The sequence below is a fragment of the Bradyrhizobium sp. PSBB068 genome (assembly GCA_016839165.1).
Taxonomy (GTDB): Bacteria; Pseudomonadota; Alphaproteobacteria; order Rhizobiales; family Xanthobacteraceae; genus Bradyrhizobium.
The window spans coordinates 410,406-434,462 of record CP069300.1; the positions used below are offsets into that span (position 1 = coordinate 410,406).

The following is a 24,057-nucleotide window of genomic DNA, read 5'->3' on the forward strand; positions in this document are numbered from 1 at the left end:
TAAAGATTCTTAGTTCTTCTTGAGCTTTGCGGCCAGTTGCTGGGCAACGATCGCAACCTGCCTGGCGCCGTGCGGCACGAGGAAGATGACGAGGAACAGCAGCACGCCGAACACCGCGCCGGAGAGGCCCTTGGAAATGCCTTCGGCGATGTTGGGCACGAAGATGATGAAGGCGGAGCCGACGATCGAGCCGGGCAGCCAGCCGACGCCGCCGACCACCATGCCGAGGAACAGCGAGATCGCGAGCTGGATGGTGTAGCCGTCCGGCGCCACGAACTGCACCGCGATGGCGCCGAGACCGCCGGCGACGCCGGTGATGCCGGCCGAGACGCCGAATGCCAGCGTCTTGTACAGCGCGACGTCGACGCCCATTGCGGAGGCCGCGATCTCGTTGTCGCGGATCGCCATGAAGGCGCGGCCCGAGCGCGAGCGCAGCAGGTTCACCGAGGCGACATAGATCGCGATCGAGACCACCAGAGTGAAGTAGTAGAGCCACATGTCCTGCGACATCGGCAGGCCGAACGGCGCGTCCGGCTTGGTCACCACGAGGCCCTGCACGCCGCCGGTCCAGTGCTCGAAATAGCCGAGCTTGAGCAGCTGCGGCATCGCGGTCGCGAGCGCGAAGGTCGCAAGCGCCAGGTAGACGCCGGAAAGCCGTAGCGCCGGCTGGCCGAACAGGAAGCCGAAGCCGAAGCAGACGATGCCGGCGATCGGCAGCGTGAGGGCATAGTTCATGCCCGCATGCTCCATCAGGATCGCCGAGGTATAGGCGCCAACGGCGTAGAACGCGCTCTGGCCGAGCGAGAACTGGCCGCTGCCGCCGGTCAGGATGTTGAGCGCCATCACCGCCAGCGCGTAGATCAGAAGCATCGTCATCTGGAAGATGATGAAGTTCTTCACGAACAGCGGAATGATGATCAGCGCGGCGAGCACGGCGAGCGAGGTGCCATAGCCGAGCGTCATGGCACGCTTGGGCACGGCCTCGACGGCGGGGGCTTCTGTGACGATTTCTTCAGCGGCGCTCATGATCAAACTCGCTTGACGATGGCGCGGCCGAACAGGCCTGCCGGTTTCACGACCAGGACGACGATGATCAGCGCAAGCGCGATCGGAAGTTTCAGCTCATTGCCGACACCGGGGATATAGGTGCCGACCAGGTTCTCGAAGATGCCGACCAGGAAGCCGCCCATCACGGCGCCGAATGGCGAGGTCAGGCCGCCGAGCACGGCTGCGGCAAAGCCGTAGATCAGCACGCCGAGCATCATGTTCGGCTCGAGGAACACCACCGGGGCGATCATCATGCCGGCGATCGAGCCGATCGCGGACGCCATGCCCCAGCCGAGCGCGATCATCCACGAGGTGTTGATGCCGACGAGGCGGGCCGATTCAGGCAGCGAGGCGGCGGCGCGCATTGCAAGGCCGACCCGGGTGAAGCGGAAGAAGAAGAACAGCAGGAGCAGCATCAACAGCGTGATGCCGATCATGCCGGCCTGGTGGGTCGAGATCAGCTGGCTGCCGAGGAACGGCGAGGAGCCGAACGGCGTCGGATATTGCTTGATGGTGAAGTCCCAGATCAGGCCGGCGACCGAGTTGATGATCGCATACAGCGCGATGAACCCGGCGACGTTGGTCAGGATCGGCGCCTTCGCCAGCGGCTTGAACAGCAGCCGCTCGATGACGATGCCGGCGGCGAATGAAAAGGCGACCGTGAGTACGAAGGCGCCCCAGTAGGGCACGCCCCATTGCATCAGCTGCCAGGACACGAAGGTCGAGAACATCGCCATTTCGCCCTGGGCGAAATTCAGATGGTCGATGGCCTGGTAGATCATCACGACCGCAAGCGCCATGCATGCATAGATCGCGCCGGTGGCGATGCCGGCCAGGACCTGGTTGGCAAAAAGCTCCATTGAGCCAGCTCCCTCAGTAGCCGAGATAGGATTTGCGGACGTCTTCGTTGTTCGCGATGTCCTTGGCATTGCCCGACATCACGATCCGTCCGGTTTCGATCACATAGGCCTGGTCGGCGAGCTCGAGCGCGAGCTGCGCGTTCTGCTCGACCACCAGGATGGTCACCTTCTCTTCTCGATTGATCTTGCCGAGGATGCGGAACAGGTCGCGCACGATCAGCGGTGCGAGGCCGAACGACGGCTCGTCGAGCAGCATCAGGCGCGGCCGCAGCATCAGCGCGCGCGCCACCGCGAGCATCTGCTGCTCGCCGCCGGACAGCGTGCCGGCCTGCTGGGTGTAGCGCTGCTTCAGCACCGGGAAGTGCTCGTACATCCGCTCGATGTCGGAGCCGATCGCCTTGGTGTCGGAGCGGCTGATGGCCCCTAACTGCAAATTCTCCTCCACCGTCATGTTGGTGAAGGTGCCGCGGCCCTGCGGCACATGGGCGATGCCGAGGCGGACCACGTTTTCAGTGGAACGAGTGCCGATCGGCTTGCCCTCGAATTCGATCGCGCCGGTCGAGCGCACCATGTTGCAGATCGCCCGCAGCGTGGTGGTCTTGCCGGCGCCGTTGGCGCCGAGCAGCGTGGTCAGCGAACCCTCGTTGAGCGAGAAGCTGAGGCCGTGCAGGGCCTGGACCTGGCCGTAATAGGCGCGCAGGTCCTTGACGTTGAGCATCGTGGTCATTGGTCCTTGCTCCCCAGATAGGCCTTGATGACGTCGGGGTCGGCCTGGACCTGGGCCGGCGTGCCTTCGGCCAGCTTGCGGCCGAAATTGAGCGCGACGACGTGGTCGGCGATCGACATCACGAGACCCATGTGATGCTCGACCAGCAACACCGTAATTTTACGGTCATCGCGGATTTTGCGGATCAGATCGCCGAGCACGTAGACTTCCTCGTGATTGAGGCCGCCGGCCGGCTCGTCGAGCAGCAGGATCTTGGGGTCTGCGGCCAAAGCGCGCGCCAGTTCGACGCGCTTCTGGGTGCCGAACGGCAGTCCCGAGACCACGGTGTGGGCGACGCTCTCGAGATCGAGATAGCCCAGGATGTCGTGCACCTTCTTGTTCATGTCGTTCTCGCCGCGGCGGACCCAGGCAAGGCGCAGCGAGTCGCTGACGATGTCGCTCGAGGTGCGCGCATGCGCGCCGACGCGCACATTGTCGATCACGGATAGGTTGGGAAACAGCGCGACGTTCTGGAAGGTGCGGCCGATGCCGATCTCGGCGATCCGGTGCGGCGGCCGCGACAGGATGCTCTTGCCTTCCATCAGGATGTCGCCGGACGACGGCTGATAGAGCCGCGACAGGCAATTGAACAGCGTCGTCTTGCCGGCGCCGTTCGGCCCGATCAGTCCGAGGATCTGCCCATGGCGCATGTCGAACGACACGCCATTCAGTGCGATGATGCCGCCGAACACGACGCTGACGTCGCGAACCGCGAGCAAGGGATCATTCCCCTGCGCGAGCTGTGCCTGCGTCATCTCGTCTCGCCCGCCGTCTTCGAGCGGTGCGAGCGGTCCTGCGATGCGTTTCGCTGGACGTGATGGAGGCTATCTGATCCCCTCGGCCAAACGTGCAACTTTCCCTCCTACTCTGGTCTTTTTGCGTTCTTCTTTTTTGGATTGCGGCGCCATTCCACCGAGCGCCTGCTCGATGTTCCTTACCATCGCGACAAGACGAGGTCCAATGTCGTTGAGCAATCTGTCTTCCGTGAAGCGGAATGCCGGCGCGCCGCAATTGAAGGCGTAAGGACCGGTTCCGTCGTTCAATCTCAATGCAACGCCGACCGCGGCGACGTCGTTCTGCCAGTCGCCGGTCGACATGGTGAAGCCGTGCTTCGCCACCGTCTCGCCGGAACGCTCGATGCCGTCACGCATCTTGGCCCAGCGGCTGCCATAGTGATCCCGCAGCTCGCGCAATAATGCCGCACGATCGTCGGGTGGCAATGCCCAAATATAGGCACGTCCCATCGCGGTGGTTGCGATCGGCACCCGCGAGCCGACGTCGAGTTGCACGCCGAGCGCCAGGCCGTTTCGGCTCTGGCCGAAATAGATCATGCTGTGACGGTCGCGGCCGCCGACGGCGACGGCGCCGCCGGTCGCGCGCATCACTTCTTCTCGATAGGGTTCGGACAAATGCCGAACGCCGAGATTGGCGAGCGCGGCGTAGCCGAGCGCCATCGCCGACGGCGCGAGCTGATACTTCTCGAATTTCGGTACAGGTGTAAGGTATCCCAGCTTGGTCAGCGTGTAGGTCAGCCGGGAGATGGTTGGCTTCGGTAACTTGGTGCGGGCAGCAATCTCCTGATTGCCGAGCAGGCCGTCATTGGGTTGAAATGCGCGCAGGACGTCCAGTCCGCGGGAAAGCGCGACGACGAAATTGCGATCGGTCGCTGCTTTCTTGCTGGCGCGCTTCATGCCGATCCTTGTCCTGCCCTTGTCATGCTCGTTGACAAGGCTCGTGCTTCAAAATAACCCTCCGTGTCAAGATGTGGAATTAAATTTCGCAGTGCGAAATTGGTCTAATCGCAGCGGCTCGACGCAAGTCGTTCAGCTACTCAACGCAAGTTCAAGAACAAGCATCCAGGGAGAGTCCCGGTGAGTGAAGTCGTCAAGCTCGAACGTCATGACAATATTGCCGTCGTCACGGTTAACAGTCCGCCGGTGAATGCGCTCAGCGCCGCGGTGCGCGGTGGCATCTTCGATTGCGTCAAGGCTGCGATCGATGACGCGCAGGTCCAGGGCATCGTGCTGACCTGCGGCGGCCGTACCTTCATCGCCGGCGCCGACATCACCGAATTCGGCAAGCCGCCGAAGCCGCCCGGCCTCGCCGAAGTGCTGAGCCTGATGGAAAGCTCGCCGAAGCCGATCGTTGCCGCGATCCACGGCACCGCGCTCGGCGGCGGCCTCGAGGTCGCGCTGGCCTGCCACTATCGCGTCGCCACCAAGGACGCCAAGCTCGGCCTGCCCGAGGTGAAGCTCGGCCTGCTGCCGGGCGCCGGCGGCACCCAGCGCCTGCCGCGCGCGGTCGGCCCGGAGCTTGCGGTCAAGATGATCGTCGGCGGCGATCCGATCAGCGCCGATGCGGCGCTCAAGGCCGGCCTGATCGAGGAGATCGTGGAAGGTCCGGCCTCGGGTGGTGAGGCATTTGCGCGCAAGGTGGTCGCCGAGAAGCGTCCGCTGCGCAAGCTGCGCGATGACGACTCCAAGCTTGCCGCGGCCAAGGCCGACCGCTCGATCTTCACCAATGCGGTCGCTGCGTTGACCAAGAAGTCGCGCGGCCTCGAGGCGCCGTTCGCCGCTGCCGACGCCGTGGGCGCCGCGATCGACCTGCCGTTCGAGGAAGGTCTGAAGAAGGAGCGCGAGGGCTTCCTCAAGCTGATGAACGGCGAGCAGTCCAAGGCGCAGCGCTACGCGTTCTTCGCCGAGCGCGAAGCCGCCAAGATCTCCGGTGTCCCCGAAGGCACCAAGGGCCGCAACGTGGCGCGCGTCGCCATCCTCGGCGCCGGCACCATGGGTGGCGGCATCGCGATGTCGTTCGCCAATGCCGGCATCCCGGTCACCCTGATCGAGACCGGCGAGGAGCAGCTCAAGCGCGGCATGGGCATCATGCAGAAGAACTACGAGGCGACCGCCGCGCGTGGCGGCATCCCGGCGGATGCGCCCGCCAAGCGCATGGCGCTGATCAACGGTGTCGTCGGCATCGAGAACGTCGGCGACGCCGACCTCGTGATCGAGGCCGTGTTCGAGACCATGGCGGTCAAGAAGGAAGTGTTCGGCAAGCTCGATCAGTACGCCAAGCCGGGCGCGGTGCTGGCCTCCAACACCTCCTATCTCAACATCGACGAGATCGCGCAGTCGACCAAGCGGCCGCAGGACGTGCTCGGCATGCACTTCTTCTCGCCGGCCAACGTCATGAAGCTGTGCGAGATCGTCCGCGCCGACAAGACCGCGCCGGACGCGCTGGTGACCGCGGTGTCGATCGCCCGCAAGATCGCCAAGGTGCCGGCCGTGGTCGGCGTCTGCGACGGCTTCGTCGGCAACCGCATGCTGGCGCAGCGCGGCAAGCAGTCCGAGAAGCTGTTGTTCGAAGGCGCGCTGCCGCAGCAGGTCGACGCCGTCGTCACCAAGTTCGGCATGCCGATGGGCCCGTTCGCGATGGGCGATCTCGCCGGCCTCGATATCGGCTGGCGCTCGCGCAAGGATCGCGGCATCAAGTCGGAGATTGCCGACGCGCTGTGCGAGGCCGGCCGGTTCGGCCAGAAGACCGGCAAGGGCTACTACAAGTACGAGCCGGGCTCGCGCGCGGCGCTGCCCGATCCGGAGGTCGAGAAGCTGATCGACGAGACGCTGGCGCGCCTCGGCCGCAAGAAGCGCGTCGTCACCGACGACGAGATCCTCGAACGGATGATGTACCCGATGATCAACGAGGGCGCGAAGATCCTCGCCGAAGGCATCGCGGCGCGTCCGTCCGACATCGACGTGGTCTGGCTCTATGGCTATGGCTGGCCGATCTATCGCGGCGGCCCGATGTTTTGGGCCGACAGCGTCGGCCTCAAGCACATCGCCGATCGCCTGGCGTTCTATGCCAAGGAGACCAACGATCCCTCGCTCGAGCCGGCGCCGCTGCTCAGGAAGCTTGCGGACGAAGGCAAGACCTTCGCCTCGCTCGCCGCCGCGTCGAAGGCGGCGTGATCCGCTTTCTGGCCAAGGACTCGCTGGTAGGGTTCCCTCCCCCCTTGCGGGGGAGGGTTAGGGAGAGGGGTAGCCGCGTCGGGACTGCCCGTGTGGTACCCCTTCCCCCAACCCCTCCCCGCAAGGGGGAGGGGAGCCCGCGCAGCGGGGTCACCTCACAGATGCAAGACCTTTCATGACCTATCCCGGCGAACAATATTATCCTTCTGGCGTGAAGTGGAGCGACGAGATCACGCGCGGCACGCTGCCCGACCTGCTCTCCAACGCTGCCGCCGAGTTCGGTGTGCGCCCGGTGCTCGAATTCCGCGACCGGCAGATCAGCTATAGCGAACTTGAGTCCCTGGTCGAGACCGCCGCCGCCGCCTTCTTGCGGGCCGGCTACGGCAAGGGCACCTCGGTCGCGCTGTTCCTCGGCAATTCGCCCGATCATCCGATCAATTTCTTCGGCGCGCTGAAGGCCGGCGCCCGAATCGTGCATCTGTCGCCGCTCGACGGCGAGATCGCGCTGTCGCACAAGCTCTCCGATTCCGGTGCGCGCGTGCTGGTTACCAGCAATCTCTCGGCGCTGTTGCCGACCGCGCTGAAGTTTCTCGACAAAGGCCTGCTCGATCGTCTGATCGTCTGCGAGGACGACAATTGGGGCAAGGTCGGCACACAGCAGACCGCGCTGCCCGACAATCCCAAGATCATCACGCACCGCCAGTTCATCGAGGGCGTGACCAAGCCGTCGCAATGGCCCGCGGTCGATGTCGAGGACGTCGCGCTGCTGCAATATACCGGCGGCACCACCGGCCTGCCGAAGGGCGCCATGCTCAGCCACGGCAATCTCACCGCGGCGGTGTCGATCTACGACGTCTGGGGCAGGCCCGGGCGGCTCGAACGCAATGCGATTGAGCGCGTGATCTGCGTGCTGCCGCTGTTTCACATCTATGCGCTGACCGTCGTGCTGCTGTCAGTGATCCGGCGCGGCCATCTGATCTCGCTGCATCAGCGCTTCGACGTCGAGGCCGTGATGCGGGACATCGAGGTCAAGCGCGCGACGGTGTTTCCCGGCGTGCCGACGATGTGGATCGCGATCGCCTCGCTGCCTGATCTCGACAAGCGCGATCTCTCCTCGCTGGTGGTCGCGGGCTCCGGCGGCGCGCCGCTGCCGGTCGAGGTCGCCAAGATATTCGAGCGCCGCGTCGGCATGAAGCTGAAGAGCGGCTGGGGCATGACCGAGACCTGCTCGCCCGGCACCGGCCATCCCAAGGAAGGACCGGAGAAGCCGGGCTCGATCGGGCTGATGCTGCCCGGCATCGAGATGGACGTGGTGTCGCTGGAGGATTCCACGAAGGTGATGCCGGTCGGCGAGGTCGGCGAAATCCGCATCCGCGGCCCGAACGTCACCAAGGGCTACTGGAACAGGCCAGCGGAGACCGCGGAGGCTTTCGTCGGCGACCGCTTCCTCACCGGCGACATCGGCTACATGGACGCCGACGGCTATTTCTATCTGGTCGACCGCAAGAAGGACATGATCATCTCCGGCGGCTTCAACGTCTATCCGCAGATGATCGAGCAGGCGATCTACACCCATCCTGCCGTGCAGGAGGTGATCGTGATCGGCATTCCCGACGATTACCGCGGCGAAGCGGCCAAAGCCTTCATCAAGCTGCGCGACGGCGAGAAAGCGTTCACGATCGACGAGTTGCGCGCCTTCCTCACCGGCAAGTTGGGCAAGCACGAATTGCCGGCGGCGGTCGAATTCGTCGCCGAACTGCCGCGCACCCCGGTTGGAAAACTGTCGCGTCACGAATTGCGCCAGCAACAGCCCAAGACATCGCAAGCCAAATCAGTCGTTCAATAAGGAGGATCCGATGGATCTCGCTTTCACCAAGGAAGAGATAGCGTTTCGCGAGGAGGTACGGGAGTTCTTCAAGAACAACGTGCCGCCGGAGACAAGGCGCAAGCTGCAGGAAGGCCGTCATCTGTCGAAGGACGAGATGGTCACCTGGTGGCGCATCCTCAACAAGAAGGGCTGGGGCGTCACCCACTGGCCGAAGGAATTTGGCGGCACCGGCTGGACCACCGTGCAGCACTACATCTTCAACGAGGAACTGCAGTCCTATCCCGCGCCGCAGCCGCTCGCCTTCGGCGTCAGCATGGTCGGCCCTGTCATCTACACCTTCGGCAATGAGAAGCAGAAGAAGGAATATTTGCCGCGCATCGCCAATGTCGACGACTGGTGGTGCCAGGGCTTCTCGGAGCCGGGCTCGGGTTCGGACCTCGCTTCACTGAAGACCACGGCCGAGCGCCGTGGCGACAAGTGGATCATCAACGGCCAGAAGACCTGGACCACGCTCGCCCAGCACGCCGACATGATCTTCTGTCTCTGCCGCACCGACAAGAACGCGAAGAAGCAGATGGGCATCTCCTTCATCGTGTTCAGCATGAAGTCGAAGGGCGTCACCGTGCGTCCGATCCAGACCATCGACGGCGGCCACGAGGTCAACGAGGTGTTCTTCGACGACGTCGAGGTTCCCTACGAGAACCTGATCGGCGAGGAGAACAAGGGCTGGGATTACGCCAAATTCCTGCTCGGCAATGAGCGCACCGGCATCGCCCGGGTCGGCGTCTCGAAGGAGCGGCTGCGTCGCATCCGCGCGCTGGCCTCCAAGGTCGAGTCCGGCGGCCGTCCTGTGATCGAGGATCCGGCGTTCCGCGAGAAGCTCACCGCCTGCGAGATCGAGCTGAAGGCGCTCGAGCTGACCCAGCTCCGCGTCGTCGCCGACGAGGGCAAGCACGGCAAGGGCAAGCCCAATCCGGCATCCTCGGTGCTCAAGATCAAGGGCTCCGAAATCCAGCAGACCACCACCGAGTTGCTGATGGAGATCATCGGCCCGTTCGCCGCGCCCTATGACGAGCACGGCGATGCCGGTTCGAACGAGAGCATGGATTGGACCGCGCAGATCGCGCCGAGCTACTTCAACAACCGCAAGGTTTCGATCTACGGCGGCTCCAACGAGATCCAGCGCAACATCATCAGCAAGGCGGTGCTGGGGCTTTGATTTCTCTTCTCCCTCGCCCCGCTCTTGCGGGGAGAGGGTTGGGGTGAGGGGCCTCTCTCCGTGCAGGGAATGCCGAGAGACCTGTACCCCCTCACCCGGATCGCATCTGACGATGCGATCCGACCTCTCCCCGCAAGCGGGGCGAGGTGAAGAGACCCCGGCTTGAACAACGATCAGTTAGTTAAGGGAACGAACATGGATTTTGATCTGTCCGAGGAGCAGCGGCTTCTCAAGGAAAGCGTCGACGGGTTGCTGGCGGATGCCTACGACTTCGATGCGCGCAAGAAGTACATGAAGGAGAAGGGCGGCTGGAGCAAAGCGCTCTGGGGCAAGCTCGCCGAGCAGGGCCTGCTGGGTCTGCCCTTCGCCGAGACCGACGGCGGCTTCGGCGCCGGTGCGGTCGAGACCATGATCGTGATGGAAGCGCTCGGCAAGGCGCTGGTGGTCGAGCCCTATCTCGCGACCGTCGTCGTCGCCGGCGGCTTCCTGCGCCATGGCGGCTCGGCCGAGCAGAAGGCCAAGTACATCCCGGGCATCATCGACGGCAGCAAGACCTTCGGCTTTGCCCAGCTCGAGAAGAACTCGCGCTACGACCTGTTCGACGTCGTGACCACGGCGAAGAAGAAGGGCGACGGCTGGGTGATCGACGGCGAGAAGTTCGTCGTGCTCAACGGCGAGAACGCCGACACGCTGATCGTCACTGCGCGCACCAAGGGCGGCCAGCGCGACAAGGCCGGCATCGGCGTGTTCCTGGTCCCGGCGGATGCCAAGGGCATCACCAAAAAAGGCTATCCGACCCAGGACGGCCTGCACGCGGCCGACATCACCTTCACCAATGTCGAAGTCGGTGCGGATGCTGCGATCGGCGATCCCGAGAACGGCCTGCCGCTGATCGAGCGTGTCGCCGATGAGGCCCGCATTGCGCTGTGCGCGGAGGCGGTCGGCGCGATGGACCAGTCGCTGAAGGACACCGTCGAGTACATCAAGACCCGCAAGCAGTTCGGCGTCGCGATCGGCTCGTTCCAGAGCCTGCAGCACCGCGCCGCCGACATGTTCGTGGCGCTGGAGCAGGCCCGCAGCATGTCGATGTTCGCGACCATGGCGTCGGACTTCAGCGATGCCAAGGAGCGTTCGTCGGCGGTCGCGGCCGCCAAGGTGCAGGTCGGCAAGTCGCTGAAGTTCGTCGGCCAGCAGTCGATCCAGCTGCACGGCGGCATCGGCATGACCATGGAAGCCAAGATCGGCCACTACTTCAAGCGGCTGACCATGATCGAGAACACGCTCGGCGACACCGACTACCACCTCCGTCGCGTCAGTGAGGGCGGCGGGCTGTTGGCCTGATCGCACAAACGTCATTCCGGGGCGCCGCAACGCGGCGAACCCGGAATCCATTCCACGACAAATCATGCGGCCCAATGGATTCCGGGTTCTCGCTTCGCGAGCCCCGGAATGACGGCCGATCCGGGAGGCAACAACAATGAAGAACACCCCGTTCGATCTCACCGGTCAGGTCGCGGTCGTCACCGGCTCGAGCCGCGGCATCGGCCGCGCCTCGGCGGAGCTGCTCGCAAAACTCGGTGCCAAGGTCGTGATCTCCTCGCGCAAGGCGGATGCCTGCGAGGTCGTCGCCGACGGCATCAAGAAGGCCGGCGGTGATGCCCTCGTGATCCCCTGCAACATCGCGCGCCGCGCGGAGGTCGAGGCGCTGGTCTCCGGCACCATCAAGCATTACGGCAAGATCGACATCCTGGTCTGCAACGCCGCGGTGAATCCGTATTACGGCCCGCTGCTCGACATCACCGATGAGGCCTTCGACAAGATCATGGGCTCCAACGTCAAGAGCAACATCTGGCTCTCCGCGCTGGCGATCCCGCAGATGGCCGAACGCGGCAAGGGCTCGGTCATCATCATCTCGTCGATCGGCGGCTTGCGCGGCTCGACCGTGATCGGCGCCTACGGCATCTCCAAGGCGGCCGACTTCGCGCTGTGCCGCAGCCTCGCCGGCGAATGGGGCCCGAAGGGCGTGCGCGTCAATTGCGTCGCGCCGGGCCTGGTGAAGACCGATTTCGCCCGCGCGCTGTGGGAGGATCCGGACAATCTGAAGCGTCGCACCGCGTCGACGCCGCTCCGCCGCATTGGCGAGCCCGACGAGATCGCGGGCGCGGTGGCCTATCTCGCCTCCGACGCCTCGACCTTCATGACCGGCCAGACCATCGTGGTCGACGGCGGTGTTACGACGGCGGCGACGTAACGCATGATGATTGAATCGCTTTAGCCGCACGCTCGCTTCACCTCTCCCCATTGGGGAGAGGTCGATTTGCGAAGCAAATCGGGTGAGGGGCCGCAACTCTCACGAGGGACCGTAAGCCCTCACCCGGCGCTACGCGCCGACCTCTCCCGAGGGAGAGGTGAGCCTCCGCTTCCGATCCAAGTTTAGACCTGCTCCAGCGCGCGCTGGAAATCCTCGATCAGATCGTCGGGATGCTCGAGCCCGGCCGAGAAGCGAATAAAACCCTCGCTAATGCCGAGTTCGGCGCGCGCTTCCGGCGCCAGGCGCTGATGCGTCGTGGTGGCGGGATGCGTGACCAGGCTCTTGGCGTCGCCGAGATTGTTGGAGATGCGCGAGATCTTCAGCGCGTTGAGACAGCGGAACGCGCCGGCCTTGCCGTCCTTGACCTCGAAGCCGACCAGCGTCGAGCCGGCGCCCATCTGCTTCTTCACCGTCGCGGCCTGCGGATGATCCGCGCGGCCGGGATAGACCAGCCGGGTGACCTTCGGATGGCTCGCCAGCGCCTCGGCGATCTTCGCCGCGTTCTCGGTCTGCGCGCGGACGCGGACGCCGAGCGTCTCCAGTCCCTTCAGCAGCACCCAGGCGTTGAACGGCGATAGCGACGGGCCGGTCTGGCGCATGAAATTGTGGATGTGCTCGGCGATGAAGGCTTCCGACGACAGGATGATGCCGCCGAGGCAGCGGCCCTGGCCGTCGATATGCTTGGTCGCGGAATAGACCACGACGTCGGCGCCGAGCGACAGCGGGCTCTGCCAGATCGGCGTCGCGAACACGTTGTCGACGATCAGCCGGGCGCCGCCGCTGTGGGCGATCTTGGCGATCGCGCCGATATCGAGCACGTCGAGCGTCGGGTTGGTCGGGCTCTCCAGGAAGAAGGTCTTGGTGTTCGGCCGCAACGCGCGCTGCCATTGGTCGAGGTCAAGCCCGTCGACCAGCGTCGTCTCGATGCCGTAGCGCGGCAGCAGGTCCTGCACCACGTAGAGGCAGGAGCCGAACAGCGCCTTCGATGCCACCACGTGGTCGCCGGCCTTCAGGGGCGCGAGGATCGCGGTGGTCACCGCGGCCATGCCGGTCGCGGTCGAGCGCGCGGCTTCCGCGCCCTCGAGCTCGATCATGCGGCGCTCGAACATCGCAATCGTCGGGTTGGAATAGCGCGAATAGATGAAGCCGGGATCCTGGCCCTTGAAGCGCGCCTCGCATTGCTCAGCGGTGTCGTAGACGTAACCCTGGGTGAGAAACAGCCCTTCCGACGTCTCCCCGAATTGCGAGCGCAGCGTGCCGCCATGGACCAGGCGGGTTTCGGGACGGAAGCGGGCGGTACCTTCAGATTCAGACATGTGACCTCCGAGGTGGCCATTTCCTGGCGAAAATGGCCACAAAAAAACCGGCCTGGAGCAACCTCCACAGACCGGGATCACACTGTCCCCGGCCTGTTTAGCGACTTATTTAACGTGGCTGCAAGCCGGCCGGCTCAAATCACCACGGGATAAGTGCAGCTGATATTCCCTCGCGCCCTTTCCGTCAAGACGGTCATCGGATAACCCGTAAAAGCCCATATATGGGGGCTTGGTGGCCCGTCAGAGGTTGATTTTGGGCCATCTCGAGGGATCGCCGAGGGACCGCGCCGTGTCGTTCACGCTGGAAGATGAATCCAACGGAATCCTGCCCGACCGCATGATCGCGGAGATGGCGGAGGCTGGCCTCATTCTGCCCGCCTACGACTTTGTCGAGAGCCAGATCCAGCCGGCAAGCCTTGATCTCCGCCTCGGCGACATCGCCTACCGGGTCCGCGCCAGCTTCCTGCCGGGGCCCGATGCCACCGTCGCCGAGCGGATCGACCAGCTCAAGCTGCACGAGATCGATCTCTCCGACGGCGCCGTGCTGGAGACCAATTGCGTCTACATCGTGCCGCTGCTGGAGAGCCTGGCGCTGCCGCCGGAGATCGTGGCCGCGGCCAACCCGAAGAGCTCGACCGGACGGCTCGACGTCTTCACCCGCGTGATCGCCGACGGCACGCGCCGCTTCGACATGATCGGTGCCGGTTATCACGGCCCGCTCTATGCCGAGATCTCACCGAAGACGTTTCCGGTGCTGCTGCGGGAGGGCTCGCGGCTCAGCCAGGTCCGCTTCCGGATCGGCGAGGCGACCTTGACCGCCGACGAGCTGGACGAGCTGCATGCCGCCGAGCGGCTGGTCGATGCCGACAATGCCGATCTCACCCATGGTGTCGCGCTCTCGGTCGATCTCTCCGGCGAAAACTCGGGCGGCTTCGTTGGCTATCGCGCCAAGCGCCACACCGGCGTGGTCGATGTCGATCGCCGCGGCGGCTATGCCGTCGAGGAGTTCTGGGAGCCGATCAAGGCGCGCCCTGACGGCAGCCTGATCCTCGATCCCGGCGAATTCTACATCCTTGCGTCCAAGGAAGCCGTGCAGGTGCCGCCGGACTACGCCGCGGAGATGGTGCCGTTCGATCCCTTGGTCGGCGAATTCCGCGTCCACTATGCCGGCTTCTTCGATCCCGGCTTCGGCTATGCCGGCGCCGGCGGCAAGGGCGCGCGCGCCGTGCTCGAAGTGCGCTCGCGCGAGGTGCCGTTCATTCTCGAGCACGGCCAGATCGTCGGCCGCCTCGTCTATGAACGCATGCTGGAGCGTCCCGATGCGCTCTACGGCCAGCGCATCGGCTCGAACTATCAGGCGCAGGGCCTGAAGCTCTCCAAGCATTTTCGCGTGTAGCGATATTCCGCAGGGCAAACGCCGAGAGATCGCTCTGGGGCCAGCCAAGGCAGCGGCCTGTCCGGCTTACGCCTTGGCGCGATCAGCGAGTTGAGAAAGCCTTGCGCGAAGCCGCGGAGCCGCAAAATCGATGAAGCTGCGCATCTTCAGCGGAAGCATATTTTGACTTGCGTAGATGATGCTCACCGGCACCGGCGCAGGCTCAAAGGAGCTGAGCACGACCTGTAACTTGCCGCCAGCGACCGCTTGCGCGGCCTGATAGCACAGCACTCGGGTCACGCCCGTGCCCGCAATCGCCGCATCGATCGCGGCTTCTGCGGTATTGACGGACAGGCGCGAGCGGACTGGCAGCGCTTCGCTCTTCTTGCCTCCATAGGACCACGACGTCCCTGAATTCAGCGCCTCGAAGGTAATGACAGAAAGTTTTTGAAGGTCGCGCGGCACTTTCGGAATTCCGTTCGCCGCAAAGTAGTTTGGACTTCCGCAAGTGATCTGGCGCACCATCCCCACTTGCGTTGCAACCATGGAGCTGTCGCGCAGTCGGCCGATCCGCACGGCCAGATCGATGTCGTCGTCGAGCAGATGAGCGTTCCGGTCGGACAGGACGATCCGGATGTCGATATCAGGATGTTTCGCCAGAAACTCGCTGATGACAGGGATCACATGGAGCCTGCCAAACACGATGGGCGCGGATATGACCAACTCCCCCTTCGGAGCGACGTATTCGCCGGCAACCTTTCGCTCGGCGTCCCCGATCTCCTCGAGGATGCGCTTGCAAGCAGACAGGTAGTCCTGCCCCGCGTCGGTCAGCGCGATCCGTCGCGTCGACCTGTTCAGCAGCCGAGTGCCAAGATGCGATTCCAGCTCTGCCAGCTTTCGACTGACGGTGGGAAGAGGCAGACCCAACGCACGCGCCGCCGCGGTGAAGCCTCCGTTGTCCACCACGGCCACGAGGACCGTCATCGCCTCCAAACGATCCAATTGATTATCTCACTCACCAAGACAATGCCTCTCGAAATTACAGCATTATCATTCCTACTGGAAGGACCTATGTCCGTGGTCAGCCGACCCAACCGGCCTGTTACCGTTCAACCAACGATGGAGATCATCATGGCCCGCCTTCCCATTCCCGCGCTGGACGATGCGCCAGCAGCCTCCAAGCCGATCCTCGCTGCCGTCAACGCGCAGCTCGGCGTCGTACCCAACCTGTTTCGGGTGGTCTCCAGCAGCCCGGTGGCGCTCACGGCCTTAGCCGGCCTCAGCGGAACTCTTGCGAAGAGTCTGGATGTCAAGACTCGCGAGCGCATCGCGCTCGCCGTGGCCCAGGTGAACGGCTGCGACTATTGTCTGTCGGCTCACACTTACCTCGGACTGAATCTGGCCAAGATCAGCGCTGAAGAGATCGCCCTCAACCGGAAGGGAACTTCCGGCGATCCGAAGGCGGATGCCGCCGTCCGCTTCGCGGCGAAGGTCGCCGAAACGCGCGGCCACGTCGGCGACGAAGATATCGCTGCGGTTCGCAAGGCCGGGTACAGCGATGCTCAAGTGCTCGAAATTGTCGCCCTCGTTGTGGAGAACGTCTTCACTAATTTCGTCAACGAGGTCGCCAAGACCGATATCGATTTCCCTGTCGTGCAAGCGAACGATCTCAAGGCCGCCTGACCGGTGTCTCCCGAGCCGACGACTTCGCCGTCGGCTCGGGTCCTCTCCAGCTTACGAAACAGAGCTCGCCACAACAGGAGATTGGCAATGGAAGCCGAACGTCCGCCCGTGCCGCCCTTTACGACCACTGAAGGCGCTGCGCTGAAGGTCCGACTTGCCGAGGACGGGTGGAATAGCCGCGATCCTGCCCGGGTATCGCTGGCGTATACGCCAGATAGCCGCTGGCGAAACCGTTCCGAGTTCGTCGAGGGTCGCGATCAAATTCAGGCGTTCCTGACTCGAAAGTGGGCCCGCGAACTCGACTATCGCCTGATAAAAGAGTTGTGGGCCTACACGGGTGACCGGATTGCGGTGCGGTTCGCTTATGAATGGCACGATGACAGTGGAAACTGGTTCAGGTCGTATGGCAACGAGAATTGGGAGTTCGAGCCGAATGGCCTGATGTGCCGCCGTCATGCGTGCATCAACGACCTACCGATCAAGCCCGAGGATCGTCTATTCCATTGGCCTCTTGGCCGGCGCCCCGACGATCACCCGTCATTGAGCGATCTCGGGTTGTGAAGGGGTCTGTTCGGCCCCCATTTTCGGCTTCGTGCTCAATGGCGAGGTGAAAGATTCAGCCGCGAGACGAAGCATGAATCGAGATCGCGGGCTCCGGATCATTTCATCGCCCGATCGAGTGGGGCGATGACGCCGGGTGTGTGGTTGCGTCGCCTCGCTGGCGGTGACACATTCCGGCAAACAACAGATCGGGAGTGAACATGAGCGCCGCAACGGAGTCCGCACAAGAAGCGCAGTGGCGGAAGTGGCGCAGCGTCGCCGATCTCTATCACGCCTTCTTCACCGGGCTGATCCTCACCGTGGTGACGCGGCGCGGCACCGCCGATGCCGCCGAGTTCGTCTTCCGCGTGTTTCGCCGCCAGCAGCAGGAGCGCTTCCTGCCCGGTCTGAAGAAGCTCGGCCTCGACGGCCTGCCGCCGGCGGTCGCGGCCGCGCAGTATCATTATCTCTCCAACTGGATCGGCGGCGTGCATGTCCAATACGTGTACGAGAACGACCGCAAGGCCTGGATCCGCTATCCGCCGCCGCGCTGGATCTGGAAGGGCACCGCGATCTGCGGTGTGCCGGGCGAGGTCTCGCGCGCGATGCTGCGCGGCTGGCACGCCAACAACGGTGTCGCGCTCGGCGATCTCAGGCTCGGCTTCGTCTGCACCAAGCAGAGCGTCGACGGCCAGGACGGCCTCGAGGGCTATTACTGCGAATATGACCATCCGCTTGAGCTCGACCAGCGCCTGGTGTTCGCGCGCCATCTCGAGGCGCCGCCGTTTGATCCGAACACTGCGCCGGCGCTGCCGGTCGACAGCTGGCCAAAGCCGCGGCTGGAGAAGGCCTATCGCAACTACGCGATGGAATATGTGAAGACGGCCGCGCCCGTCATCGTGCAGGTGTTCGGCCCGGAGGATGCGAGCTATCTGCTGCATCTCACCGGCAAGCTGATCGGCATGCAGTATTTCGACGAGGTCGCGCAGGCGCTCGGCGGCAGCCGTGGCCGTGCCACGGAATTTGCCGCATTCCTGCGCACGCTGTTCGAGTCGCAGGATGATGTTGCCGAGATCACCGAATCCGAAGGCCAGTTCGAGATCCGCCAGCAGGGCTGGAAGCTGATGGCCGATGTGGCCGATTATCACCCGGCCTGCGCCAGCGTGCTGACCGGGCTGTTCGAGGGGCTGGCGGCCGGCTGTGGACGGCACATTCCGCTGCATTTGAAGCCGAACAGCACCGCCGGCGCGCCGTTCGTGTGGTCGATCGGCTAGATCAGAGGTTCATCAAGGTTCACCTGCAATCGCGCAGGCCCCCCTTGCGTCCCGCGCACGTGGATTTCGCCGCCACCATGGTAGGGAAACACCATGGCGCGGCTCCCAGACTGCGCGCGTGGGAGTGGAAATGTCCGACCTCGGCCTCGCCGAAATACCTGTCGACGACCAGGAGCGGCCGCTGCCGCCGCCGGTGACCAAGCCCGCGCGCAACGCGCTGCTCGACGGCCCGATCCTGCGCACGCTGTTGTGGCTGGCCTGGCCGAATGTGATCGCGCTCTCCGCGGGCACCTGCGTGGTGATCGCGGAGACCTCCTATATCGGCCGGCTCGGCGTCGAGTCGCTGGCGGCGATGGCATTGGTGTTTCCCTGCGTGATCCTGACCATGACGATGTCGGGCGGCGCGATGGGCGGCGGCGTCGCATCCGCGATCGCGCGCGCACTCGGCGCCGGCGAGATCGAGCGCGCGTCGACGCTGGCGATGCATGCGCTGCTGATCGGCCTCACCTTCGGCGTCACCTTCATGCTGGGCATGCTGATCTTCGGCCCGCATCTGCTCGAACTGCTCGGCGGCCGCGGCAATGTGCTGGCGCAGGCGATCGCCTATACGCAGATCTTCTTCGGCGGCGCGATCCTGCCCTGGCTGATGAACACGATGGCCGGCATCCTGCGCGGCACCGGCAACATGAAGCTGCCGTCGACCATGATCCTGTCCTCGGCGGTGTGGCAGATCATGCTCGGCGGCACGCTCGGGCTCGGCCTCGGCCCGGTGCCGCAATTCGGCATGCGCGGCGTCGCCGCGGGCTCGCTGATCGCCTATTCGATCAGCATCAGCGTGATGGGCTGGTACCTGTTCTCGGGCCGCGCCCGGGTCAAGCCGAAGCTCAGGGGGTTGCGCGTGCAATGGGCGATGTTCATCGACATCCTCAGGGTCGGTGCGGTCTCCTGCTTCTCGCCGCTGCAATCGGTGCTGACGATCTCGATCTTCACCCACATGCTGGCGCAATTCGGCACCGCGGTGCTCGCCGGCTACGGCATCGGCGCGCGGCTCGAATTCATGCTGACCTCGGTCGCGTTTGCCGTCGGCATCGCCTCGGTGCCGATGATCGGCATGGCGGTCGGCGCCGAGCGCATCGCGCGCGCCCGGCGCATCGCCTGGACCGCGGGCACGGTGTCGTTCCTGTCGGTCGGCGTGGTCGGCAGCTTCATCGCTGTGTTCCCCGATCTCTGGGTCAACCTATTCACCAGCGATCCGCATGTGCGGGCGACCAGCCATCAATATCTGTCGACCGCGGCGCCCATGTACGCCTTCATCGGCCTTGCGATGTCGATGTATTTCTCCTCGCAGGGCGCCGCCAAGGTGCTGGGCCCGGTGCTGGCGCAGACCGCGCGGCTGATCTTCATCGGCACCGGCGGCTGGTGGCTGTCGACGCATGAGGCGAGTGCGCAGAACTTCTTCGCACTCGCCGCCGCCTCGATGGGCGTGCTCGGCGTGCTCTCCTGCCTCAGCGTGATCCTGACGCGCTGGGGCAAGTCCGCGCAGGTTGCCGAGGCGCAGCCGGCGTTGTCGTAGCGCTCTGCGCTGTTATCCCCGGCTCTCACACCGTCGGCGTCGTCCTGGCGAAAGCCAGGACCCATTACCCCGACCGCTTGTTGTCGAGCGACGCTGGGGCCACTATCGCACTCTCAATCGAATTCGGTGGCTATGGGTCCTGGCTTTCGCCAGGACGACGATGTAGGGAGAGCCGCTCGCTACAATTCTCACACCGTTACGGTGATAAGATCTTCTGGCCGCCAGCGCCGCTACGCCGCGTTCTTTTCTTTGGCCGATTTCGCCAGCGCCGCCTGCATCGCCGCCGCGCCAAGGTCCATCTGCGCCGACATATAGGGCGCGATCTCGTGCGGCAGCACGTCGGCGATCCACACCACAAGGCAGTGCGCGTCGTCCTCGGCAAGCACCTGCACCGAGGCGGAATGCTGCTTCAGCCGTTCGCTCGTGATCGCATAGACCAGCCGCTGCCGCTCGTCGTCGCAATCGACCAGCGTCTCGCGCGCCACGGTGCCGTTGCTGAAGCTCACGGTGCGAACGTCACCGTCGAGCCGGGTGTCGGTGACGAAGCCCGGCACCAGCCGGGTATGCAGCGCGCCGAAATCGCGCAGCGCGTCCCAGACGTGGTCCGCCGGCGCGTCGATTGGAATGTCCTTTTGAATCGAAGCCATGGGGATTGGGTCCTTTTATGAGCTGATCTCAGGTCGACACCGCCTCGACATTGTTGCCGTCGGGGTCGAGCAGGAAGGCTGCATAGTAGGTCGGGCTGTAGTCCTTGCGGTGGCCTGCCGCGCCGTTGTCCTTGCCGCCGGCCTTCAGGCCCGCGCTGTGGAATGTCTTGATCGCCTCGTGGCTCGGTGCGCGGAACGCGATATGGGCGCCGCCCTGTGCCTTGCCCTTGTGCAGATGCAGCCAGAGCGCGGGCTCGCCCTTCGGGCCGAAGCCGGCGCCGCTGTCGTCGCGCGAGCACAGCACGAAGCCGAGCGGCGCCAGCGCCGCGGTGTAGAAGCGCACGCTGGCGTCGAGGTCGGCGACGCGCAATCCGATATGGTCGTACATGGTGAGATCTCCAGTCGTTGGGCGCGTCGGTGACGCGCGGACCGGAGCAAACCTAGCTATTGCAGCGCCAGGCGTTCTTGGAAAATCTTGCGGTCGCCGCGGGAGGCCTGGCGAAACTTCAGCGGCGAGGCGCCGGCGGCGCGGTGGAAGCTGCGCACGAAATTGGAGAGATCGCCGAAGCCGACGTCATAGGCGATGTCGGTGACCGGGCTGTCGTCGTCGACCAGCCGTCGCGCCGCATGGCGCAGCCGCGAGCGCACCAGATATTGATGCGGCGTGACGCCGAGCACCGCGGAGAACAACCGCAGGAAATGAAAGCTGCTCAAGCCGGCCTGCTCGGCGGCATCGTCGAGATCGATCCGGTGATGCGAGTTGGCGTCGATCCACAGCGCCGCCTCGACGGCGCGGCGGCGATCGCGCAGGCCGGCGGTGAGCGGCTTTGCCTTGCGGTCGGACACCAGCTCGACAAGGCGGCTGGCGAGGAGGTGACCGACCTCGTCGAGGCCGACATCGCTGTTGCCAGCTGCCGCCGTTTGGGCGAGCTCACCGATCACCATCAATTCCGGCAGCGGCGGCACCGAGCCGACCTGCCAGACGTCCGCGCGGTCACCGATCGTCTCGACCAGCTCCGGGTCGAGGAAGAACGACAGGCATTCGTCGCCGACCACATGGTCGTGCGTGCAGGTGTATTCGTCGCCGGGATGGCCGACCAGGATCGCGCCTGCCACCAGTTCATGGAAGCGGCCGCGGCAATGGCAGCCGAAGCTGCCGCTGCGCACATAGGACACCGAGTGGCAGGCGAATTGCTCGACGAACGGCTTGTCGCCGGGCTCCGCCGTGCAGCGAAACTCGTTCACCGTGATGCGGTCGCGCTGCAGCAGCGTGGTTCGGTTCATTCCCGAGATTTAGGCTTGCGGCCGGGGCCGCGCAACGGGCAGCAGCACGTCGAACAGGGTCTTGCTGGTGGTCGGCTGGGCGCCTTCGATCGAGAGCAGCCGCCGCTTCGAGACGCTGCCGCCGTTCGCCGAAATCCGGTCCGGATAGTGGCCGGCCTCGAGCACGCGGTGGCAGGGCACGATGATCATGAAGGGATTGCGGCCGAGCGCCTGCGCCACCGCATAGACCGCGCCGGTCGCGCGCAGGGCGCTGGCGACCTCGTCATAGGTCCGGGTTTCGCCGCGGGGAATGTCGCGGACGGCATGGTAGACGCGCTGGTCGAAGGCCGCGATGTCGGTCATGTCGAGCGCCACGCCCGTGAGGTCACCATCGCCGCCGCGCAAGGTCGCGACGATGCCCTCGATGGCAAGCTCGATCTCCTCGGGCGGCCGCATCTCGCGTGCATCGGGATAGAGCTGGAACAGCCGCTTGCGGGTTTCGATCTCGCGGAGCTCCGGAAGCTGGATACCCGCCACGCCGGCGTCGCCCCATGCGATGCCGCATCGGCCGACTGCCGTGTCGAAAATGGTGTACCCACGCCCCGCCATGACGCCACCAACCCCCACGAGAGCATAACATCGTCGCGGTCCGGCGCATCCGGAATCTTAAGGTTTGGTTAAGCATGTTGCGGCCGCCGCTGTGTGACCTCGGCAACGTCCGGTCACGCATCACCCGGTCACGCATCTTAAAGGCTTTGCCCGCTATCTGGTCGCCGGCATGCTGCTCCAGAAGACAATCGGCGGAACGATGACCAGCACGAGCGCCGAAGCCGCGCCCGGCCGAGCAGGCATGGTCGGGCGCGCGAGCGGGCGCTTGCATCCGTTGTTTGCATTGCTGCTCCTGGCGCTGGCGATCCGCGTTGCGGCCGCGGTCTGGCCCAACGTGATCTATCCCGACGAAGTGTTTCAGTATCTCGAGCCGGCGTGGCGGATGCTCGGCCACGACGGCGTTTTGACGTGGGAATGGCGCGAGGGCATTCGCGGCTGGTTCCTGCCGACATTGCTGGCCGGGCCGGTTGCGCTGGGTGATGCGATCGCGCCTGGCGGCGCAGGCGCCTTCCTGCTGCCGCGTCTGATCGCCGCATCCGCGTCGCTGGCGATCGTGGCCAGCGCCTGGTGCCTCGGTGCGCGGGTCTCGCGAACCCATGCCGTCGTCGCAGCGTTTGCCGCCGCGACCTGGTTCGAATTGATCATGCTCGCGCCACACACATTGGGCGAGCCGTTGGCGACGGCGCTGATCGTGCCGGCGGCGCTGCTGATCACCGATCATCCGTCACAGCGGCGGCTTGCGATCGGCGGTGCCTTGCTCGCATTCGCCTTCGTCTGCCGCTTCCAATATGCGCCGGCGATCGCCGTGCTGGCTTTCGGGGCGTGCTGGCCACGCTGGCGAAACCTCGTTCCGATGGTCGCCGGCGGGCTCGTTGCGCTGCTGCTTGCCGCCGCGATCGACCTTGCGCATGGCGCCGTGCCGTTCGCCTGGCTGATCGCGAACATCAAGGAGAACCTCGTCCACGATCGCGCCATCGAATTCGGCGTGTCGCCGCCCTCGGCCTATCTGATCGACTTCCTGACCGTTTGGTCGGTGGCGATCCTGCTCCCGCTCGCCGCGATCTGGCGCGGCTCGCGCCACGCACCGTTGCTGCTGGCAGTCGCGCTGGTCAACCTCGTCTTCCACAGCCTGATCGCGCACAAGGAATACCGCTTCGTGTTCCTGTCGCTGGTGCTGTTCACCATCGTCGCGGCGCTGGGATCGGCCGATTGGGTGCAATGGCTGCGCACGAAAGCCACGTGGCGCCGCTTGGCATTGCCGATCGTCCTCGGCGGCTGGGCGCTGCTGTCCGTCGCGCTGGCCGGTGCCAACGAAGGGATGCGCGAGTACTGGACGCGCGGCGTCGGCGCGGCGCGGCTCGCCGCCGAACTGCGCAGCGATCCGCAGATGTGCGGACTTGCGCTTTACAACGTTCGCTTCCAGCAGTTGCCGGGGCGGGAACGCTTGGTCGGCCCGGTGCCGCTCTATGCGCTGCAGCCCGCCGATCCCCTTGCCGAGATGATCCTGCCGCCGCTGCTGTTGCAGGCGACCCGGCCGGCCTTCAATCGCATCCTTGCGCGGCCCGAGGCGGCAAGCGACCTGCCGGTGGATTTTTCACGGCAAAGCTGCGCCCGCGTCGGCTTCAGCGATGCCTGCATCTATGCCCGCGGGGGGAGCTGCGACGCATCGGTCGCTGCGCCCTTTGTCATCAATGACGTGCTCGTGAGGATGGGCCAGTAGCAGGCGGCGCCGCGGCGATCGGCGTCAATGCGCGCTTGATCCGCCACCTCGGCCCGGG

22 protein-coding genes and 1 riboswitch are annotated in these 24,057 nt (G+C 64.9%); of the genes, 11 read left to right on the forward strand and 11 right to left on the reverse strand.

Annotated elements, in window-relative coordinates:
- Nucleotides 1-9: 9 nt before the first annotated feature.
- From JQ507_01890 to JQ507_01910, 5 genes are all read right to left on the reverse strand, one after another.
- A complete protein-coding gene (locus tag JQ507_01890) occupies nt 10-1,026 on the reverse strand; it encodes a branched-chain amino acid ABC transporter permease (GenBank protein QRI70320.1) in 1,017 nt (338 codons plus the stop codon).
- Nucleotides 1,027-1,028: 2 nt separating this feature from the next.
- A complete protein-coding gene (locus JQ507_01895) occupies nt 1,029-1,907 on the reverse strand; it encodes a branched-chain amino acid ABC transporter permease (protein QRI70321.1) in 879 nt (292 codons plus the stop codon).
- A gap of 13 nt (nt 1,908-1,920) precedes the next feature.
- Nucleotides 1,921-2,634 carry an ABC transporter ATP-binding protein gene (locus tag JQ507_01900; GenBank protein ID QRI70322.1) on the reverse strand — a complete coding sequence of 238 codons (714 nt, stop codon included), beginning with the start codon at nt 2,632-2,634 and terminating at the stop codon, nt 1,921-1,923.
- Complete coding sequence (locus tag JQ507_01905; protein ID QRI70323.1) at nt 2,631-3,428, reverse strand: ABC transporter ATP-binding protein; 798 nt, start codon at nt 3,426-3,428, stop codon at nt 2,631-2,633. Before JQ507_01905 ends, JQ507_01900 begins: the two co-directional genes overlap by 4 nt.
- Before the next feature lie 69 nt (nt 3,429-3,497).
- Nucleotides 3,498-4,364 carry an IclR family transcriptional regulator gene (locus tag JQ507_01910; GenBank protein ID QRI70324.1) on the reverse strand — a complete coding sequence of 289 codons (867 nt, stop codon included), beginning with the start codon at nt 4,362-4,364 and terminating at the stop codon, nt 3,498-3,500.
- A gap of 180 nt (nt 4,365-4,544) precedes the next feature.
- Here JQ507_01910 and JQ507_01915 point away from each other — a divergent pair, with 180 nt between their 5' ends.
- From JQ507_01915 to JQ507_01935, 5 genes are all read left to right on the forward strand, one after another.
- Entirely contained in the window at nt 4,545-6,641 is a 2,097-nt protein-coding gene (locus tag JQ507_01915) for an enoyl-CoA hydratase/isomerase family protein (GenBank protein QRI70325.1), read from the forward strand.
- Nucleotides 6,642-6,816: 175 nt separating this feature from the next.
- Nucleotides 6,817-8,487 carry a dicarboxylate--CoA ligase PimA gene (pimA, locus tag JQ507_01920; GenBank protein QRI70326.1) on the forward strand — a complete coding sequence of 557 codons (1,671 nt, stop codon included), beginning with the start codon at nt 6,817-6,819 and terminating at the stop codon, nt 8,485-8,487.
- Nucleotides 8,488-8,497: 10 nt separating this feature from the next.
- Nucleotides 8,498-9,688, forward strand: a complete 1,191-nt coding sequence (gene pimC / locus JQ507_01925; GenBank protein ID QRI70327.1) for a pimeloyl-CoA dehydrogenase large subunit — start codon at nt 8,498-8,500, stop codon at nt 9,686-9,688.
- A 195-nt stretch (nt 9,689-9,883) separates the two neighbouring features.
- Nucleotides 9,884-11,029, forward strand: a complete 1,146-nt coding sequence (gene pimD / locus JQ507_01930; GenBank protein QRI70328.1) for a pimeloyl-CoA dehydrogenase small subunit — start codon at nt 9,884-9,886, stop codon at nt 11,027-11,029.
- Between the two features lie 136 nt (nt 11,030-11,165).
- Nucleotides 11,166-11,939 (forward strand): SDR family oxidoreductase, encoded by a 774-nt coding sequence (locus JQ507_01935; GenBank protein ID QRI70329.1) that lies wholly within the window; start codon nt 11,166-11,168, stop codon nt 11,937-11,939.
- A gap of 182 nt (nt 11,940-12,121) precedes the next feature.
- On the opposite strand, the gene JQ507_01940 is transcribed toward JQ507_01935, so the two are convergent.
- Nucleotides 12,122-13,315 (reverse strand): O-succinylhomoserine sulfhydrylase, encoded by a 1,194-nt coding sequence (locus tag JQ507_01940; GenBank protein ID QRI70330.1) that lies wholly within the window; start codon nt 13,313-13,315, stop codon nt 12,122-12,124.
- Between the two features lie 76 nt (nt 13,316-13,391).
- Nucleotides 13,392-13,471: riboswitch (SAM riboswitch) on the reverse strand.
- Nucleotides 13,472-13,604: 133 nt separating this feature from the next.
- On the opposite strand from JQ507_01940, the gene JQ507_01945 reads away from it, so the two are divergent.
- Nucleotides 13,605-14,711 (forward strand): 2'-deoxycytidine 5'-triphosphate deaminase, encoded by a 1,107-nt coding sequence (locus JQ507_01945; GenBank protein QRI70331.1) that lies wholly within the window; start codon nt 13,605-13,607, stop codon nt 14,709-14,711.
- A gap of 66 nt (nt 14,712-14,777) precedes the next feature.
- On the opposite strand, the gene JQ507_01950 is transcribed toward JQ507_01945, so the two are convergent.
- Nucleotides 14,778-15,692, reverse strand: coding sequence for a LysR family transcriptional regulator (locus JQ507_01950; protein ID QRI70332.1), 915 nt, complete (start codon nt 15,690-15,692; stop codon nt 14,778-14,780).
- A 129-nt stretch (nt 15,693-15,821) separates the two neighbouring features.
- On the opposite strand from JQ507_01950, the gene JQ507_01955 reads away from it, so the two are divergent.
- From JQ507_01955 to JQ507_01970, 4 genes are all read left to right on the forward strand, one after another.
- Nucleotides 15,822-16,373 (forward strand): peroxidase-related enzyme, encoded by a 552-nt coding sequence (locus JQ507_01955; protein QRI73140.1) that lies wholly within the window; start codon nt 15,822-15,824, stop codon nt 16,371-16,373.
- An 87-nt stretch (nt 16,374-16,460) separates the two neighbouring features.
- Nucleotides 16,461-16,934 (forward strand): nuclear transport factor 2 family protein, encoded by a 474-nt coding sequence (locus JQ507_01960; GenBank protein QRI70333.1) that lies wholly within the window; start codon nt 16,461-16,463, stop codon nt 16,932-16,934.
- 200 nt (nt 16,935-17,134) lie between these two features.
- A complete protein-coding gene (locus tag JQ507_01965) occupies nt 17,135-18,187 on the forward strand; it encodes a hypothetical protein (GenBank protein QRI70334.1) in 1,053 nt (350 codons plus the stop codon).
- Between the two features lie 130 nt (nt 18,188-18,317).
- The gene (locus JQ507_01970; GenBank protein ID QRI70335.1) at nt 18,318-19,760 is read left to right on the forward strand and encodes an MATE family efflux transporter; all 1,443 of its coding nucleotides are present in this window, start codon (nt 18,318-18,320) and stop codon (nt 19,758-19,760) included.
- 230 nt (nt 19,761-19,990) lie between these two features.
- Here JQ507_01970 and JQ507_01975 read toward each other — a convergent pair whose 3' ends face one another.
- From JQ507_01975 to JQ507_01990, 4 genes are read right to left on the reverse strand one after another with little or no spacing between them, the layout of a single operon-like run.
- Nucleotides 19,991-20,407: an SRPBCC family protein gene (locus tag JQ507_01975; protein ID QRI70336.1), complete on the reverse strand. Its 417-nt coding sequence runs from the start codon at nt 20,405-20,407 to the stop codon at nt 19,991-19,993.
- Between the two features lie 28 nt (nt 20,408-20,435).
- Nucleotides 20,436-20,795: a VOC family protein gene (locus JQ507_01980; GenBank protein QRI70337.1), complete on the reverse strand. Its 360-nt coding sequence runs from the start codon at nt 20,793-20,795 to the stop codon at nt 20,436-20,438.
- 56 nt (nt 20,796-20,851) lie between these two features.
- Complete coding sequence (locus tag JQ507_01985) at nt 20,852-21,691, reverse strand: helix-turn-helix transcriptional regulator (GenBank protein ID QRI70338.1); 840 nt, start codon at nt 21,689-21,691, stop codon at nt 20,852-20,854.
- Between the two features lie 9 nt (nt 21,692-21,700).
- Nucleotides 21,701-22,279 carry a methylated-DNA--[protein]-cysteine S-methyltransferase gene (locus tag JQ507_01990; protein ID QRI70339.1) on the reverse strand — a complete coding sequence of 193 codons (579 nt, stop codon included), beginning with the start codon at nt 22,277-22,279 and terminating at the stop codon, nt 21,701-21,703.
- A 169-nt stretch (nt 22,280-22,448) separates the two neighbouring features.
- Here JQ507_01990 and JQ507_01995 point away from each other — a divergent pair, with 169 nt between their 5' ends.
- Nucleotides 22,449-23,999: a 4-amino-4-deoxy-L-arabinose transferase gene (locus JQ507_01995; GenBank protein QRI70340.1), complete on the forward strand. Its 1,551-nt coding sequence runs from the start codon at nt 22,449-22,451 to the stop codon at nt 23,997-23,999.
- The last annotated feature ends 58 nt before the right edge of the window (nt 24,000-24,057 follow it).

Excerpts from the sequence above, each read along its gene's own strand:
- JQ507_01890 (QRI70320.1), bottom strand. The coding sequence starts at position 1,026 with ATGAGCGCCGCTGAAGAAATCGTCACAGAAGCCCCCGCCGTCGAGGCC.
- JQ507_01895 (QRI70321.1), bottom strand. The coding sequence starts at position 1,907 with ATGGAGCTTTTTGCCAACCAGGTCCTGGCCGGCATCGCCACCGGCGCG.
- JQ507_01900 (QRI70322.1), bottom strand. The coding sequence starts at position 2,634 with ATGACCACGATGCTCAACGTCAAGGACCTGCGCGCCTATTACGGCCAG.
- JQ507_01905 (QRI70323.1), bottom strand. The coding sequence starts at position 3,428 with ATGACGCAGGCACAGCTCGCGCAGGGGAATGATCCCTTGCTCGCGGTT.
- JQ507_01910 (QRI70324.1), bottom strand. The coding sequence starts at position 4,364 with ATGAAGCGCGCCAGCAAGAAAGCAGCGACCGATCGCAATTTCGTCGTC.
- pimA (QRI70326.1), top strand. The coding sequence starts at position 6,817 with ATGACCTATCCCGGCGAACAATATTATCCTTCTGGCGTGAAGTGGAGC.
- pimC (QRI70327.1), top strand. The coding sequence starts at position 8,498 with ATGGATCTCGCTTTCACCAAGGAAGAGATAGCGTTTCGCGAGGAGGTA.
- pimD (QRI70328.1), top strand. The coding sequence starts at position 9,884 with ATGGATTTTGATCTGTCCGAGGAGCAGCGGCTTCTCAAGGAAAGCGTC.
- JQ507_01935 (QRI70329.1), top strand. The coding sequence starts at position 11,166 with ATGAAGAACACCCCGTTCGATCTCACCGGTCAGGTCGCGGTCGTCACC.
- JQ507_01940 (QRI70330.1), bottom strand. The coding sequence starts at position 13,315 with ATGTCTGAATCTGAAGGTACCGCCCGCTTCCGTCCCGAAACCCGCCTG.
- JQ507_01955 (QRI73140.1), top strand. The coding sequence starts at position 15,822 with ATGGCCCGCCTTCCCATTCCCGCGCTGGACGATGCGCCAGCAGCCTCC.
- JQ507_01960 (QRI70333.1), top strand. The coding sequence starts at position 16,461 with ATGGAAGCCGAACGTCCGCCCGTGCCGCCCTTTACGACCACTGAAGGC.
- JQ507_01965 (QRI70334.1), top strand. The coding sequence starts at position 17,135 with ATGAGCGCCGCAACGGAGTCCGCACAAGAAGCGCAGTGGCGGAAGTGG.
- JQ507_01970 (QRI70335.1), top strand. The coding sequence starts at position 18,318 with ATGTCCGACCTCGGCCTCGCCGAAATACCTGTCGACGACCAGGAGCGG.
- JQ507_01975 (QRI70336.1), bottom strand. The coding sequence starts at position 20,407 with ATGGCTTCGATTCAAAAGGACATTCCAATCGACGCGCCGGCGGACCAC.
- JQ507_01980 (QRI70337.1), bottom strand. The coding sequence starts at position 20,795 with ATGTACGACCATATCGGATTGCGCGTCGCCGACCTCGACGCCAGCGTG.
- JQ507_01985 (QRI70338.1), bottom strand. The coding sequence starts at position 21,691 with ATGAACCGAACCACGCTGCTGCAGCGCGACCGCATCACGGTGAACGAG.
- JQ507_01990 (QRI70339.1), bottom strand. The coding sequence starts at position 22,279 with ATGGCGGGGCGTGGGTACACCATTTTCGACACGGCAGTCGGCCGATGC.
- JQ507_01995 (QRI70340.1), top strand. The coding sequence starts at position 22,449 with ATGCTGCTCCAGAAGACAATCGGCGGAACGATGACCAGCACGAGCGCC.